This window comes from uncultured Aquimarina sp., assembly GCF_947492965.1.
Classification (GTDB): Bacteria; Bacteroidota; Bacteroidia; order Flavobacteriales; family Flavobacteriaceae; genus Aquimarina.
In genome coordinates this window covers 834,062-848,821 of sequence record NZ_CANLOZ010000001.1, presented here as the reverse complement: position 1 = coordinate 848,821, position 14,760 = coordinate 834,062, and the positions used below count along the sequence as shown (strand labels likewise).

General features: G+C 34.2%; 20 protein-coding genes. 13 read left to right on the top strand and 7 right to left on the bottom strand.

Annotation, left to right across the window (positions count from 1 at the left end; translation table 11 throughout):
• The first annotated feature begins 36 nt into the window (after positions 1-36).
• From Q1B37_RS03585 to Q1B37_RS03525, 13 genes are read left to right on the top strand one after another with little or no spacing between them, the layout of a single operon-like run.
• A complete protein-coding gene (locus tag Q1B37_RS03585) occupies positions 37-600 on the top strand; it encodes a hypothetical protein (protein ID WP_299895512.1) in 564 nt (187 codons plus the stop codon).
• A gap of 2 nt (positions 601-602) precedes the next feature.
• Positions 603-1,022: a hypothetical protein gene (locus tag Q1B37_RS03580; protein ID WP_299895509.1), complete on the top strand. Its 420-nt coding sequence runs from the start codon at positions 603-605 to the stop codon at positions 1,020-1,022.
• Positions 1,012-1,392, top strand: coding sequence for a hypothetical protein (locus Q1B37_RS03575; protein ID WP_299895507.1), 381 nt, complete (start codon positions 1,012-1,014; stop codon positions 1,390-1,392). The genes Q1B37_RS03580 and Q1B37_RS03575 overlap by 11 nt, the downstream gene beginning before the upstream one ends.
• Before the next feature lie 7 nt (positions 1,393-1,399).
• Positions 1,400-2,434 (top strand): RHS repeat domain-containing protein, encoded by a 1,035-nt coding sequence (locus Q1B37_RS03570; RefSeq protein WP_299895504.1) that lies wholly within the window; start codon positions 1,400-1,402, stop codon positions 2,432-2,434.
• Positions 2,435-2,450: 16 nt separating this feature from the next.
• The gene (locus Q1B37_RS03565) at positions 2,451-2,657 is read left to right on the top strand and encodes a hypothetical protein (protein WP_299895501.1); all 207 of its coding nucleotides are present in this window, start codon (positions 2,451-2,453) and stop codon (positions 2,655-2,657) included.
• Complete coding sequence (locus tag Q1B37_RS03560) at positions 2,654-2,965, top strand: hypothetical protein (protein WP_299895498.1); 312 nt, start codon at positions 2,654-2,656, stop codon at positions 2,963-2,965. The genes Q1B37_RS03565 and Q1B37_RS03560 overlap by 4 nt, the downstream gene beginning before the upstream one ends.
• 2 nt (positions 2,966-2,967) lie before the next feature.
• Positions 2,968-3,270, top strand: a complete 303-nt coding sequence (locus tag Q1B37_RS03555; protein WP_299895495.1) for a hypothetical protein — start codon at positions 2,968-2,970, stop codon at positions 3,268-3,270.
• Positions 3,271-3,273: 3 nt separating this feature from the next.
• Entirely contained in the window at positions 3,274-3,573 is a 300-nt protein-coding gene (locus Q1B37_RS03550; protein ID WP_299895492.1) for a hypothetical protein, read from the top strand.
• A 19-nt stretch (positions 3,574-3,592) separates the two neighbouring features.
• Positions 3,593-4,102: a DUF6678 family protein gene (locus tag Q1B37_RS03545; protein WP_299895489.1), complete on the top strand. Its 510-nt coding sequence runs from the start codon at positions 3,593-3,595 to the stop codon at positions 4,100-4,102.
• Positions 4,103-4,108: 6 nt separating this feature from the next.
• Positions 4,109-4,396, top strand: coding sequence for a hypothetical protein (locus Q1B37_RS03540; protein WP_299895487.1), 288 nt, complete (start codon positions 4,109-4,111; stop codon positions 4,394-4,396).
• 12 nt (positions 4,397-4,408) lie between these two features.
• Positions 4,409-4,969 (top strand): hypothetical protein, encoded by a 561-nt coding sequence (locus tag Q1B37_RS03535; protein ID WP_299895484.1) that lies wholly within the window; start codon positions 4,409-4,411, stop codon positions 4,967-4,969.
• Between the two features lie 5 nt (positions 4,970-4,974).
• Positions 4,975-5,673, top strand: coding sequence for a DUF6304 family protein (locus Q1B37_RS03530; RefSeq protein ID WP_299895481.1), 699 nt, complete (start codon positions 4,975-4,977; stop codon positions 5,671-5,673).
• 1 nt (position 5,674) lies between these two features.
• The gene (locus tag Q1B37_RS03525) at positions 5,675-6,640 is read left to right on the top strand and encodes a hypothetical protein (RefSeq protein WP_299895478.1); all 966 of its coding nucleotides are present in this window, start codon (positions 5,675-5,677) and stop codon (positions 6,638-6,640) included.
• A gap of 723 nt (positions 6,641-7,363) precedes the next feature.
• Here Q1B37_RS03525 and Q1B37_RS03520 read toward each other — a convergent pair.
• The 7 genes from Q1B37_RS03520 to Q1B37_RS03490 all read right to left on the bottom strand — a co-directional run bounded on the left by Q1B37_RS03520 (position 7,364) and on the right by Q1B37_RS03490 (position 14,760).
• A complete protein-coding gene (locus Q1B37_RS03520) occupies positions 7,364-9,157 on the bottom strand; it encodes an amidohydrolase (RefSeq protein ID WP_299895476.1) in 1,794 nt (597 codons plus the stop codon).
• A 29-nt stretch (positions 9,158-9,186) separates the two neighbouring features.
• Positions 9,187-9,903: a pirin family protein gene (locus Q1B37_RS03515; RefSeq protein WP_299895473.1), complete on the bottom strand. Its 717-nt coding sequence runs from the start codon at positions 9,901-9,903 to the stop codon at positions 9,187-9,189.
• 6 nt (positions 9,904-9,909) lie between these two features.
• Positions 9,910-10,335, bottom strand: a complete 426-nt coding sequence (locus tag Q1B37_RS03510) for a (4Fe-4S)-binding protein (protein WP_299895470.1) — start codon at positions 10,333-10,335, stop codon at positions 9,910-9,912.
• Between the two features lie 16 nt (positions 10,336-10,351).
• Positions 10,352-11,365, bottom strand: coding sequence for a hypothetical protein (locus Q1B37_RS03505; protein WP_299895467.1), 1,014 nt, complete (start codon positions 11,363-11,365; stop codon positions 10,352-10,354).
• 89 nt (positions 11,366-11,454) lie between these two features.
• Complete coding sequence (locus Q1B37_RS03500; RefSeq protein ID WP_299895464.1) at positions 11,455-12,744, bottom strand: hypothetical protein; 1,290 nt, start codon at positions 12,742-12,744, stop codon at positions 11,455-11,457.
• Positions 12,745-12,783: 39 nt separating this feature from the next.
• Positions 12,784-13,332 carry an antibiotic biosynthesis monooxygenase gene (locus tag Q1B37_RS03495; RefSeq protein WP_299895461.1) on the bottom strand — a complete coding sequence of 183 codons (549 nt, stop codon included), beginning with the start codon at positions 13,330-13,332 and terminating at the stop codon, positions 12,784-12,786.
• A 9-nt stretch (positions 13,333-13,341) separates the two neighbouring features.
• Positions 13,342-14,760: an alginate export family protein gene (locus Q1B37_RS03490; protein ID WP_299895458.1), complete on the bottom strand. Its 1,419-nt coding sequence runs from the start codon at positions 14,758-14,760 to the stop codon at positions 13,342-13,344.

Genomic DNA, 14,760 nt, shown 5'->3' with positions numbered 1-14,760 from the left:
CGAATATTGATTGACTATTTCACCGATATAAGTGCTATGCTTACCTTAGTACAAAAGAATAATATTGATGCTTTAAGAGACATGCAATTACCATCACCCATAGAAATAGATCTGTTAGAGTTTTTTAAAACTGGAAGATTCGATTGTTTACAATTAGGACAAACCAAAGAATGGATTATCCATAATTTTCCAGATCCAGATGATTATGATGCTGATTTCCTAACGGAAAAAGTAAACATTTGGACGTATGGAGGTATCGAACTACATTTTAAAAATAAAGAATTATATCTCATATTTTCTGATCATTGGTATGAAGGTAAATTAGAAAGCAGTCATCAAATACAACTTAACAAATGGGTTTTTGAAGATATCGATAAATTAAACCTTATGTATATGATGACTGAACTAAATCGACACCATATTGACTTTAAAAAGAAAACAGATGAACTGGGAGTGCTATTGCGATTGGATAGTGGTATAGAATTAACTTTTGATAATGTAGATGATCTAGAAGATTTAGATACTAATGATTTTCATTTGAGATCATTTAGCTTAGTAATGGAAAATCCATATCGCTGGAAAAAGCAAAAACAAAGGTAATTATGAATATCAGGGAAAGCTATACGGAAATCATCAACGGAATGAAGTCCGAAGATCGACTCGTACAATGGGAAACCATGGTAAAATGGTGTTCATTATGGATTGAAGTTGAAAATAAAAAAATTCAACCCTTATTAGATCTGATACATACGTTTAAAACATTAGGATTTTGGAATATGTATTACCCAAGTCAATCACATAACGCTTTAGGACTTTCCTTAAGTAAAAATTATGACGAACGATGTCGTTTGCCAATGGTATATATAAACTATAATTCAACAGATCATCAATTTGCTATTCAGTATCAAAAAGTGCAAGCTGGAGAAACTATAAGAGAAGTGTATGGTGAGCGACTTTCTTCCGTAGAATTTCAAAAAATAACAGATTGGTTAACTAGCAAAAAAGGAAAAAATGAAGTTTAAATTACTAACAATCTTATTTGCCATTTCAACAATACTGCTAACAGGAGTAGTATATGTAAATTATTTGGATTCCAATTTTCTTAAAAAGAAAATTAAAGATAGAGAGTTAACTATCACTAATTATCAAAAGGTAATCAATGCTATGGGAAAAAGTAGTACTATTTCCGTTGATCAATTAAAAAAAGAACTACAACTGGAGTTTAAGATCGATGATAACCTCGGATACAATGATTTTAGCAAAGAATATTATCACATCTTGTTTCCAAAGGATCACAAAGTGAATTCTGCGGGAATATGGAATTTTATGGGCCTAGAATTAATCCTTGATGATCAAAAAGAATTCAAAACAGTACAGATGTATAAACCCTGATATCATTATGACAAGAAATGTATTATATAAAATAAGCTTGATTTTTGTGCTGTTGTTCTCTATTACAAATAGTGCAGCACAAAATGATATCATACGTTTTGAAAACGACAGCATTGCTATAAAAAAGCAAAACGACTCTATTTACTTTTACAATCATCAGGGAGAACTACGACAAATCATTAGCCTACAAAATAAAAAGTCTACGCCTTATGGATTGCCCAAAGAAGTAGAAGAAATTATCTATAGTGGTGAGGTTATTGGAAGAATTGAAATTTCAGCAGAGACCTTCCCTACTTACCTATATACGCAGAGATATGTAGATGCCGGAATTGTACTTTGCTCCTTGAACGTTTACTACAACGAATTAGGGTTGAAAACAGGATATAAAGAAGTGTGCCCTAATGATATCGCCGATGGAGATGAGTACCATTTTGGAGATAAAAACCTCTATAAATACAACAAACATGGGTTCTTAATAGAAACCGATGATACGCTATATACATACAATGATAACGGACAGTTGATTGAAAAAAAGAATCGAAATTTTGGCACTAAAAAAGTGTATCGCATTTCCACATATGAATATGATAAACATAAGTTGGTAAGATGCTCTATACAAAAGATCAATTCCAATCAAGTCTATAATAAAACCAAAGTATTAGAATATCATTACAACGACAAAGGATTACTATCAGAAATCATACAAAGTAAGCGAAGTAAAATAATTTTGGAGTACAACGAACATAATCAAATCCATAAAGTAAGTGAAGTAAAAAAATGGAGTGAAAAAGAGCGTAAACATACCTATCTAACCTATGATTATGATACTGACAATAGAATTAAAAAGATTAAAATTAATCATCAATCTAGTTACTCCGATCAAGATCTAGGTTTCATCTATGACGATCATGGTAATTTGACACAAGAAACATTGAATGATAAAACCTTAGAAAGTTATCGGTATGACAGCAAGGGAAAGCTAATTTCTATTGAACGAAACAAAAGATGGGGAGAAAATAAGATAGCTGTAAAATATGAATAAAAAAACTATTGGTTACATGTTCACAATCATCATAGGAAGTATTACAGCGTTCTGTATATGGATATATATCGAAAAAGCTAAACTTCCGTACGATGCAAACGGCACCTACTTTTCAGAAGAAGGTATCGTATATCATGAGCAAGCAAAAGAAGTATACGGATTGTTATCCATTATTGGGCTACTAATAACTAGCATACTAGCATATAAATTGATCAGGAAATGACAGTAGAAGAAGCGAAAAAATTAATACATAAAGAATATAATTCACAAAACGGATTAGATACCTTATTCAGAATGAGTGCTGATGTAGAAGAAAAACGAATTGAAAAATTCATAGAAGCCCTACGAGCTATAGAACATTATTATGCGGATAAAAAAACCATTTCAAAGGAATTAGTATATCAATTATTCACTATGTATAATACCTTAAGAGCAAGTATGGGACATTGGAAAGTGGAACATCCAAAAGGTTTGGACAAAGATACTTGTTGGAAAATTTTTGATGGAATTCGAAATGTCTTTACTCGATAAGTATGGCACTAGATTTTCATAGAATAGATACGAATGAATATCAATTTGGGATAAATGATACTGAATATGGCCATTTGGAATCTGTATTTATAGAGTTTACTCAGCAAACTGGAATTTTTATCGATCCTTATGGAGATACCCTATTAAAAGTAACACATCTAAAGATGATTATTCAGATGATAGATACTAACCTTACTACTGAATCAAATATGGATAAAGAAAAAACCAAAGTTATTCATAAGTTTAGAACGCGAATAGCATATTTTTCAGATAAAGGAATAACACTAAAAACTTTAGGAGATTAATTCATGGGATTCGAATATAAAATAATAGTGAAGTTGAATCAGAAACAAATTTCTGAAGTTCAACTATTATTAGAACAGAACAACATATTTGATAAAAAATATGAGTTTGACAATAAGCTGTTTTGGGATTTCAGAAAGACTGACAACACAGGAAAGATGCCGAATATTAGTATCACTTTTGAAAATGATGGAATTTACATTTGCAGACATGAAGGAGGTTTTATTTGGAAATACCTGGAAGATTTAAAGACATATATAGAGTCTGAAAATGTGAGTTATAAAATACTAGATTATCAGGAGTAGTAAATAATCATTTTGATTAATGGAAAATAATGATAGGAATAATGACTTGTACAGAACAGTTGATGCGCTAGGATTTAACCTCTACGAAAAATATAAATATCTCACAGAAAACGATATCGATATTATAAAACTAAAGGAACAAGTAGCAACAATTGTAGCTCGTAAAAATCTATCTTCTGTAATGAATGATACTAAATGGTTAGAACTGCAAGAGGGTATAGCCACATTACCTTTTCCACCTGCTTATAACGAAAAATTAATTCAGTGGGATAAGGCTCAATTTACATTTCATGATTTTCCTAGCCCTCCAAAATATCAAGGTGACTGGTCTAGTTTTTGGGAAGAAGGATTACCTCTTTTTTTTACCATCGAATGGTTAGAAATAAGAGGAACTCATCAAATACCTCAAGGTCGTTTGGTATCGCAAAAAATTCTAGATGAAACAGAAGAAATACATCAATTGCTGCTTAAACTGAATATCCCTTTTGAGCAAGAAAAAGATGTTTTTACCATTTATGGATATAAATAATAACCTATGGACCAATTGATTACAGAGTTAAAAGGATATTTTCCGAAAGCTACGATTCATAAATTAGATGAATCAATGATAGAGGTGCAGATGCCCAAAGCCATAGAATCAGTAGTTATTCAGCAGCAGGAAGAAGAAGAGCGTTATACAGTATCCTATCCAAGATTAGAAGTAGATGAAGTTCGCAAAATTAAAAAAGTGATTACCCATACAAACGTTAATATTTTAAAATCAGGAATATTCTGGATATTAAAAGGAATTCAAAAAAATGGCAAAGTAACACCCGAGTTTTAATTAAGATACACTATGATAAAATTTACCGAATGTTTAAATGATACTTGGGATTATTTTTTTCTCACAGATCCCGCCAATTTACTACGTTTTAAAAATGATCATCATTTGGGTGACGATCTTATAAACGAATTTACTACGAATGAAAGTGCTGAAGTAGCAGTTCAAAAAGGAGTTATGATTCCGATGGGTGGTATTATAAATCAACCGTATACTATTTTTTTTAATATCGATCATGAACCTTCTGTTTTTACAGAAGATACAAGTTTGTTAGTATTCGAAAAAACAGGATACATCCTCGAAGTTATTCATAATGAAATTTGTGTGGTAACAGTACCCTATTTAAAGAATTGGACAGAAGATGGCGGTTTACATCGTTTAAAAGAAGCTACCGAATTAGGAGTTCGACAAAAAATACAAATAGCAAATGGCATTTATGCTATTACTATTCTAGGAGGCTTTACATTACAAGATGGTATGGAAGAAGCTACGTTCGAATTTCAGTGTAAACCTGTTTCAGCAGACACATCTCACACCGTCAAAGACATTGGTTTTTCTTTTACAATTGAAAAATAGCAGATATGAGACATTACAAAACTACATACCAAGATAAAAGAGGAACAGAACAGATCGTCATAAAATCTGATGGTAGTGAGATGGTAACCACTATTAGAGGTATCAATTTTGACGGACCTGATTTTGATCAATTAACCGCTGATAAAATTGATCATGAAAAATTCGATTATCAGATGTTTTCAGATGGTTCCGGAGATGTTACCAATTGTTCATTCTTAATTACAATACCCATAAAACTCTACAACACTACCTCAAAAGAACTATTTGAAGAAAATCTAGATGCTTATATAGTAGTAGGTGATGATACTACCATCGATGGATTAGACCATGAATTAAATAGTTTGACCTTACATACTTCTTTTGGAAAATTTACTGTAGAAAAGAAGCTGGAATGGATGGAAGATGCTTTGATAGCTTTACAAAACCAATTACCAGCACATATTTATATCAATACGTGTTTAAGTTGTAAATATTCTAATTATAGTCCTTATGGCAACGGTATGTTTGGTGATATCTACTGTTTTAAAAAGATAAAAGAACAACTAATAGCATTACAGGATAAAACAGATTTATTTTCCATCTGGACAAAAGAAGCTATGGATCGAGGTGATATTTTTTCTGTTCAGGAAACTTTTGATTGTGAAGAGCATCAGCTTTTAACGGATAATGATTGGGTATATAAAAGCTGGACTAAAACGATTTAACATGTCAGCATTAGCATTAGCATTTGTAAAAGAAAGTCTGTTTTATAGAGAAATTAATACTTTAATGAGAGAACAATTTCCTTTAATTAAGGAAACTATCGCTCCTATATTTGAACAAATTTTAACAGAAAACAAATGGTCTCACCCACTTCTTATCGAACATTATTTTGAACACGCAGCTTGGGAAGCAAATAGACAATGGCGACTAGAATTAGATTTTGATGATTACCAATGGTCTAACGTTACTATAAAACCTCACTTTTTAACGGCTTTAGTTAGCATTGAAATTGGCAAAGAAGTTATCCATTTTAAATATCAGTTGTGTAGTTCTTTTAATGAAGAATTAGCACCTATGGAGACAGAAAAAATAGAACTTAGTAATTTAAATAATGACAATTTTGTAACTGAAAAAATAGCTACACTCAAACAGTTTTTAAAACAATTACCAGAAGCTTTTTTGAAAGAAATAGAACAAATAGACTTTAACGAATTAGAATATACGATGCACCCGAAAATACAAGAAAAATGGAAACAAGGATATTTACCAGGCTATGATGCTATCATTATGGGAGAAGGAGATATCATCATAGCAAATGCATACAGTACTTATAACCCGAATAATGGTGAAACAAAACAGTATTGGTCTCCAACATGTGATACTACTTTAGAAAGTCTTGAAAAATATAATGATGATATCTGGGTCGAGTGTGATATTTTTCATGGATCCTTTGAGTACCAAAATCAGAAGTTTGTTTTTGGAGATGGAGGCATGGGTAATGAAGGATTTATTGCATCTACTTCTCTATCAGGAATCTTGAATTGGGCTATCTTTTTTACATTTTCAAATCCGATTTGTAAGGCAGAAATAAAAAATGAACATTTAATTTGTTATGGAGATTCTGGTATCATCATCACTATTAACTTGAAGAATATTACCAAGATAAAAATTGAACTTTCTACAGATTAAATTTGGATATAAAATCACTTCAACACAAACAAAAAAAGAACAAGAGTAATTGAAACATAGTTGTCCATTTGATACGACAGAGAAGATATTAACTTTGTTGATTCCCTGAAGCTCACTCCTCCAAATAAAAAACCTACGGTTAGCCTTCTTATTCTTTATTTATTCCAAAACTGCAACCTATGTTTTTGAATTAACTACGTTGATCCCATTATGCTCACGACTGCAAATACAAAACTAGCAAAGCTAACGCTTTACAGTTTTTGTGCTTGATGTGACCCAGAGTGAACATATGTCGAACCCCTTCGAAAATGAACTTCTGAAAATCAAAGAGTTAGCAGAGCACTTTAAAGTTGCTTAATAAAAATTAGTAGAATGACATGACTTCACTTCGAGTCCAAATCTTATCCTACTATACCTAGCCAGGATGTTTAAACTTCTACATACTAAAAACCATAAACTTAAATACTATTTTGTCTCATATTTAAAAAATCCCCGATAAACATCATTTTTTACGCGGGATTTACAATGTTTAATGACCTAGCTGGGATTAAGTCCAAATCCTTGGGTTCTACTAATTTTATTAGGAAATATGGTCTTACAAAATGCGATTGAGATATTTGTTAAAGGTCTATTTGATTGTAAATGATGTCATTTGGCTTTCTACCTTAAAATAACAAATCTTCAGAATTTAGTTTTATGCATCGCTGAGTATATTTTTAACGGTTAATTATTTTGATAACCTCCATAATATTTTATCGGAGACCAACTTGGGATAGGTTCGGGAATTGAAGGACTCAATTCACTAAAATCTTCTGCTCCATAAACAATGTTACCTCCAACTACTGTTAGAACTGATTGTAAATTATTGATTTCTTTTTCAGGAATTGTGAAATAATCATCTGAGAGTATTGCAAAATCAGCATACATTCCATTTTCTAAAGTTCCCTTTACGTCTTCTTCATTGGAAACCCAAGCACTACCTTGTGTATATAGATGTAAAGCCTCCTCACGAGTTAATTTATTTTCTTCCGAAGCCAATTGAAAATCACCTACTGTTTTACCCGTTATTAACCAATATAATGCTGGCCAGGGATTGTAACTGGCTACACGAGTGCCATCGGTGCCAGCACCCACGGACAACCCCATTTCCATCATCTTTTTTACTGGAGGTGCTTCATGGGCTTTTTCTGCTCCATAACGTTCTACAAAGTATTCTCCTGCATAAGCCATACGTGCTTGTATTGCAATTCCTCCATTGAGGGCTTTAATACGTTTTAAATCTTTTTCTTGTACCGTTTCAGCGTGGTCAAATAACCATCTTTTTGAAGCTAGTTTGCCGCCTGTTTCTTCGTCTACTTCTTCAAAGACGTCCAACATCAATGAAATAGTTTCTCCATACGTTGCGTGTATTCTAAAAGGCCAACCATTATCAACGTGCAGTCTGACAATACGTTTAATGTCTTTTCTCCAAGTAGGTCTATCTCTATTTAACAGAGGTTGTGGAGCTAAGAAATTTTCATAATCACCTGCACTCCAAGCTAAAAATTCGCCCCCACCTTCTAATTCATAACCGTGGTCTAAATGAATTTCGCCATTATGCCCTACTTGATTGGTGGCCATCCATTCTTGAAATTCAGCATATTCCTCTCCTTTATTTTGCGGAAAGAGATAATACGATAATCGTAAAGGCATTTTTCCAGAACTAGCTAGTAATTCAGTCCCTGAATAGTCTTTGGGAAATTTATGTCCACCGCCACCTGCATCAATACCAGAGGTAATCCCAAATGAATTCAATTCTCTGTAAAACTGCTTGGTCGAATTGACCATTTCTTCCTGAGTTAATGGCGGTAATGCTCCAATACTCATATATAGAATGGTTGGATTAGGTTCGGCCAGTAACACGCCTGTCAATTTACCGTTGGCATCTTTTTCAAAGGAACTTCCCTTAGGAGGAACTGTATTTTCATCTATTCCTCTTGTTTTTAAACCTGCCTTATTCAACCATCCTTTGCTATACAGGAATGAAATAAAGGTGGGTACATCTCCTGTTGCTTCTTCAATTTCTTCTGGGGTGGGCAAACGTTTTTCTTCAAACTGATATGGGCTCCATCCGCCGATAACCCTTACCCATTGCCCTTCTGGAGTTCGCTGTGCTTGCTCTTTGAGCATTTGTAATGCACGTTTTAATGAGGTGACACCATCCCATCTTAATTCTGCATTATAAAACCTACCACCACGTGTCAAATGCAGGTGGGAATCATTCAATCCTGGTATTATTGTTTTTCCGTTTGCATCTATAACTTTAGTGGAATCTCCTTTTGATTCAAGAATTTCTTCATTGCTACCTGTTTTCAATACCTTTCCATCTTTAACAGATATAGCTTCTGTATAGATTTGTTGTGCATCCATTACAGCGACTTTGGCATTGATTACTATCATATCTGCCTTAACGCTATTTTTATCGCTACCGCAGCTTATCAAAAAGCTAAGTAGCACACTGTAAATAAGTTTTTTCATTGTGTTCTATTTTTTGTTGAAATAGCCATCTAGAATTTCATAGGTACTTCCATCATCAAAACTTTACTTGGCTTTCTGGATTTTACTTGAATGGTATCGGTATCCCAAATTCCAAAACCATCACGTTTTGTTAATGTTTGCCCTTCAATTTCCACTTCACCCTCTAAGACGAAGACATAGACACCATTTCCTGCTTTTTTGATTTCATAGGATGCTTCTTTGCCATTATTAAACTTTCCTAAATGAAACCAGGCATCTTGATGAATCCAAACACCTGCGTCTTCCTCATTTGGGGATAATATTTGATAAAAAGCATTTTCTTTTTCTAAATCTCGAATCGAAATTTGGTCAAACTTTGGAATAACATTTTCTTCATTAGGAACTACCCAAATCTGTAAAAACTTTACTTCCTTTTCCTTGTTCTTATTGTATTCACTATGATAAATGCCCGTACCCGCGCTCATAGCTTGAACGTCGCCCTCATTAATAATTACAGTATTTCCCATACTGTCCTTATGCTCTAAATCACCTACTAAGGGTATGGAAATAATTTCCATATTTTGATGTGGATGTGTGCCAAAACCCTGACCTCCAGCTACTACATCATCATTCAAAACCCTGATGGCACCAAAATTCATCCGATGTGGGTTATAGTAACTAGAGAAACTGAAAGAGTGGTGTGATTGTAACCAACCGTGATTTGCATATCCTCTTGTATCTGCTTTATGTAATACTGTCTTGCTCATAATCATTTATCCTTTAAAATTTGAACTTACGTGGGTGCCATCACAATACGGTTTATTATGGGATTGCCCGCACCTGCAAAAAGCAGTTGTTTTATTCTTGGTTTCAGTGTTTCCTTCTTTGTCTGTCACTTTTAATGTTCCATAAACTAATAATGGTCCATTTTCAAGAACTTCAACTTTGGTTTCCAGTGTTTCCGATTCCTTGTTTTCTTCTCCATTCATATAGTAACTCAAGGCACCAGAAGGACACTTGGCAATTTGTTTTTTTAGTTCTTCAGTTGTTGCATTTTCGATGGTTATCCAAGGTTTTTCATTTGGATTATAAACCTTTGGTAATGCCTTTATGCATTCAGCCGCGTGAATACAGGTTTTTGGTTTCCAAACAATGGTCAATTCTCTATTGGTGTATTCTTTTTTTATTTCCTTGTCCATATTTTATGTTTTTGATTCATTCTATTTGGAATGCTATTTCAACGATTTCGCCTTCTCTTTGATTTTTAAGGCTTCCGATGGTATGGTCAAACAGTCCATTCAGATTATTGCCCGATGGGTCTGCTAATCTGGAGTTTATCTTTGCTAGATATTTGCCTTTGTTCCAGTCATTTTCAGGAACAAACTCCCAGGTTTTCTCTTGATTTTTAAGATGGATTTTCCCTTGTACCATCTGGTCTTTGTCATTATAAATCTGAATTCTTATTAAAAGTGACATTTTATCTACGGCATCCAAAAAGTTTATTGTCAATGGCTTATTATCATTAGATTTTGGTAACATAAATTCCCAAGAATCAGGACTAGGAGATATGATGTCTTCTGCGACTACTTTAAAAGTCTTTGTAAAAGGATGTGCTAACTTTTTGCCATAGATATTTTCTAACTCATCGATAACCAAATGAAATGTTTTTTCTGGTTCTAAAGCGCGACCCAAGGTCTCATTAGCTCGTAAACCCGTTTTTACCCTAGCAGGGTCAAAGATGATGGTCAACTGCGTTTGCGAATCGTCCCAAAGTTCATAGACATTATTGAAAATTGCTCCTTTAACTTCCTCTCCTTGCTCATTAATTAGTTTGATGTGCTCCAAGTTTCCAACGGTTTTCATTGGGCTTGAAAACTGTATGTACATCCTCAAAAGATTTTCTGGTATTTCATCTGCTGTTGGATACACAGCTGTTATTATAGGAACATTATTATTGCTGGTTTTAAGGGAAAAACCAATATCTCCTTTTTCAGTTTGCAGCAGATAAGGCACGTTTTCTAACAAAGAAAATTTAGGGGTAAAAATGAGGTCGCCATCCTTTTTGACAAAACTTCCAATAATGGGTATGCTTTCAGTTTTATTCTTTTTGGAATCCACCAAAAACACTTTTATGTTTGAAGTAGATGTATTCCAATCGTGAAATTTTACACGGTCTTTATGTACCGTAACAGAAGTACCCTGCGCAAAAAAATTTGTGCAGAACATCATCAAACTGAATATTAAAAGAAAACATCGCATAAATCAAGGAAGTTTTGAGACAGATAATCTTGAGATTACCTGTCTCTTTTTTAAAATCACTATTGCTCTTTGACCAATTCAGGGAACCCTTCTATGGGCTTTACCATATTGTGGAAATCTTTCCAAGGTTCAGTTTCTGTATACTTATAATCTGGGAATTCGTACTCACTATCAAAATTGCTCAATCGGAAATAAGCTCCTTTTAATTCTGATACCAAATCCACATTCCCTGAATCAATATCACGCTCCAAGTTGGCTATCATCATTTGATTTTGCTCTGCAATGTGCATTGTTCCTGACATTGGCACTGGGAAGATTTTCATTCCTTCTGGACCAAGGGAAAATGCTTTCATTCCCTCTCCTTTATTGGCCTGTTCAAAATCTTTCAATGAAATTAAACTTGCACTTCGTTCTTTATTGATAATCAAAAGTTTTTTATCAAAACTGCCATCTTGCTCTTGAGCAGTAAATGTTATCATATCAATAGGGGTGTTGCCAAAGCCCAATTCAGCCAAGGTCTTTGCCTTGATATGATTACCTGCCTTAATTTCAGAAGTAGGAATACTAACTAAAGGGGTACAGGTGTAAGCGGCAATCAAGGTAGACTCTCCGTTGATTTCTTCAAATTTCATAGTGCGGATAGGTGCTCTAGTCTCTTTTTGATTGTGTACAGCGTGGTACATTTCTATTCCCGCTACCGCCTCTTGTGAGTTATTAAACGGATATGCTATTTTTCGTAGCGTGGATGCGAACTCCCCATTGGTCAGTCCTGCCACATATAGAAACCCATCGTTATAATCAATATCTGTAATATTTAATCGTGAAGACGACCTTCCATAAAGTTCAAATTCATCAGTCCTGATATTTTTAATACTTACTTGTGTTTTTTTACTTACATCGACCAAACGAACCTCTCCATTAGTAGGACTTACGGCAACGATGACCGATTGTGCATCGGGAGCATATCCTCTTTTGACGGCAATATAGGCTTCCTGACTAACAGGATGGACTTGCATATCGTTAAAAATTAAATCGGATGCAGTTACTCCCAGTACTTTTGCAATTTTTTTATCGACATCCCTTAGATTAAAAGCCATTGGTTCTTTTACCTCATTGACCTTGGTTGGTATGGCATAGACTACCCCTGCTTTGCTATCGCCTACAAACAATACATTTTCTGGGCCAAAAGCCATTACAGAAGCTCCTAGCAGTGCATTCACTGCTGTTGTCTCCACTACTGCTGCTATTTCATCAGTACTTGAATTGGGTCCTTTTTTTTGCTGTGCGTAACAACTGTACAACGTCATTACGAGCATCGGTACTAGTGATAATTTACTTCTGATTCTCATTTTATTTAAATATTTAATAATTAATGATTTAGTTTTTATTTACTCTTCTTTAAAAATCCATCGTTTGAATAGTTTCACAATGTTTGGCATTAGCACCCACGTTAATAGTGGCACCAATGTTATAGTCACCAAAAAAGTTATCAATAATGAAGGGCTATTGGGTAAAAGGAAATGGTATAGCATTGACAATAGAACTACTCCGGAATAAACAGCTAACCAAGTCAAAATCGACATTTTCCATTTTGGTGGTGTAGAGAGTATCGTTTTTTCTGGACCTTCAAACCAAAAGTCAATACCTCCAACGTGCTTTAAATACGCGTCTTTTTCAGAAAACAAATGAAGTTTTTTTATTTCTGCTTTTCTAACTTCAGAGTTCATCCAAGCTTGTAATGCAGGTATCGATGTAAATTTGAAAACTGTAATATACTCGTTGCTATCTTCGGGTGGGGCTATACTTTGCAAACCTAGAAAACCTTCAAAACCACTTGCTATTTTTTTGATATTCAAGCTCCATTCTTCAAATTCTTTTTGCTTCTCTGGCTTGATATAATGTCTAACTACAGTAGTCAACTGTATGTTCTTATCCATAGTTTTCTTTTAAAATTTATAACTCAGTGTAGGAGCAAAATGAAAAATACTTTCGTCCTCTCCGCTAGCTTCTTGAAAGGCCCCTGCTATGAAATAGCTTAAATCAAGTTCGAAAGCCAGATGTCTGGTAAATTCATAAGATGCCTGAAATCCTAGTTGATTTCCTGAGCTCCTTTCGGATAATCCGTCAGCCGACCTAAGAATAAATCTGGGTGGTTGATATAAACCATCATTTTCAGAGGCTCTCCAGAAAATATTCCACTCCACATATAAGTGTAGCCTTTCTGTTGGTTGCATACTTAAAGAAGGATGAATGGCAATGACATTGATGGGAGTTATCGTTGCAGCTAGACTGTAAAATGTAGGATTGACAAATAATGGACTAAAAGAATTGATTCGTCCATCTCCAATATTTCTATCCCCGCTGGTATATTCTAGCTTAAGACCTGGGCTTATTTTCCAAGCCGTATCAATTAAATCATAATGCCAATCGGTATCAATATTAAAAGCACTGATAGTACTATTACCTATATCTCCAAACTGATAGGTTAAAGATGAGTTATAACGCCATCGCTTTCCTATTTTTCCAAAACGTCTTAATCCAATGCTATGCCTTGTTTCCTCTCCTGTAACATCATTGAATGTGGCTTGGTTGGAGTCAAATCCTAAATAGTATAGTTCATTGAGTCCATTAAGTCCTTTAATTTTAAACTGAGAGTAAACTCCCCAAAGAGAAGGGTTTGAAGCATTGGAATCAAATAAACTGAAATCGTTATCAAACACCCCGAAATTGGGACGCACTTCTTTACCAAAAAAGGCTTGAATGTTAGTTTTACCTTTGCTGTACACCAGTCTTCCAACATCAAAAGACCTTCGAATATTTGGACCTTCCCGAAACCCTACTAATCTACCTGTTCCAAAACCTAATTCTTGTCGTCCAAATAATAATGAGACATTACCCTCTGTTTGGTTAGATAATTTGATTTCAACAAACGCTTGGTGGACGTTCAGTTCATCAAACTCTACGAACTCCTCTTCGTGACTCGTATATCCGTGATAAAGTTCTCCAAAAAACCGAATGTGCTTTCCAAGTACGAGATTGGAATGTAAAACCAATCGTTGCGAATAAAATGTATCATCTTCTTCACCTTCCCAAAACCTATTGGAAAAAATTTCTAATCGGGGTCGTATTTCACCCCCTATCGATAAATAGACACTTTCCTTTTTGTTTAATGGAATAAACTTTATTGGGTCAAAAGTGTCTTCTTTGTAAAGGTTCTCTTCCTGTTTTTTCAGATACTCGTAATTCTCGGTGGCACGGAATAATTTATATCTTGGAGCTTTATCCTTTTTTCCTTTGATTTCCTCTTGCCCAAATGCAAATGAAAAACTTAAAAGTAATAGCCATGTGATAACATTATTTTTCAT

Coding starts and splice junctions, on each gene's coding strand:
- Q1B37_RS03570 (WP_299895504.1), top strand. CDS start 1,400: ATGACAAGAAATGTATTATATAAAATAAGCTTGATTTTTGTGCTGTTG.
- Q1B37_RS03580 (WP_299895509.1), top strand. CDS start 603: ATGAATATCAGGGAAAGCTATACGGAAATCATCAACGGAATGAAGTCC.
- Q1B37_RS03535 (WP_299895484.1), top strand. CDS start 4,409: ATGATAAAATTTACCGAATGTTTAAATGATACTTGGGATTATTTTTTT.
- Q1B37_RS03585 (WP_299895512.1), top strand. CDS start 37: ATGCTTACCTTAGTACAAAAGAATAATATTGATGCTTTAAGAGACATG.
- Q1B37_RS03550 (WP_299895492.1), top strand. CDS start 3,274: ATGGGATTCGAATATAAAATAATAGTGAAGTTGAATCAGAAACAAATT.
- Q1B37_RS03490 (WP_299895458.1), bottom strand. CDS start 14,760: ATGAAAAATAATGTTATCACATGGCTATTACTTTTAAGTTTTTCATTT.
- Q1B37_RS03495 (WP_299895461.1), bottom strand. CDS start 13,332: ATGGATAAGAACATACAGTTGACTACTGTAGTTAGACATTATATCAAG.
- Q1B37_RS03540 (WP_299895487.1), top strand. CDS start 4,109: ATGGACCAATTGATTACAGAGTTAAAAGGATATTTTCCGAAAGCTACG.
- Q1B37_RS03515 (WP_299895473.1), bottom strand. CDS start 9,903: ATGAGCAAGACAGTATTACATAAAGCAGATACAAGAGGATATGCAAAT.
- Q1B37_RS03520 (WP_299895476.1), bottom strand. CDS start 9,157: ATGAAAAAACTTATTTACAGTGTGCTACTTAGCTTTTTGATAAGCTGC.
- Q1B37_RS03560 (WP_299895498.1), top strand. CDS start 2,654: ATGACAGTAGAAGAAGCGAAAAAATTAATACATAAAGAATATAATTCA.
- Q1B37_RS03510 (WP_299895470.1), bottom strand. CDS start 10,335: ATGGACAAGGAAATAAAAAAAGAATACACCAATAGAGAATTGACCATT.
- Q1B37_RS03505 (WP_299895467.1), bottom strand. CDS start 11,365: ATGATGTTCTGCACAAATTTTTTTGCGCAGGGTACTTCTGTTACGGTA.
- Q1B37_RS03575 (WP_299895507.1), top strand. CDS start 1,012: ATGAAGTTTAAATTACTAACAATCTTATTTGCCATTTCAACAATACTG.
- Q1B37_RS03565 (WP_299895501.1), top strand. CDS start 2,451: ATGTTCACAATCATCATAGGAAGTATTACAGCGTTCTGTATATGGATA.
- Q1B37_RS03555 (WP_299895495.1), top strand. CDS start 2,968: ATGGCACTAGATTTTCATAGAATAGATACGAATGAATATCAATTTGGG.
- Q1B37_RS03525 (WP_299895478.1), top strand. CDS start 5,675: ATGTCAGCATTAGCATTAGCATTTGTAAAAGAAAGTCTGTTTTATAGA.
- Q1B37_RS03545 (WP_299895489.1), top strand. CDS start 3,593: ATGGAAAATAATGATAGGAATAATGACTTGTACAGAACAGTTGATGCG.
- Q1B37_RS03530 (WP_299895481.1), top strand. CDS start 4,975: ATGAGACATTACAAAACTACATACCAAGATAAAAGAGGAACAGAACAG.
- Q1B37_RS03500 (WP_299895464.1), bottom strand. CDS start 12,744: ATGAGAATCAGAAGTAAATTATCACTAGTACCGATGCTCGTAATGACG.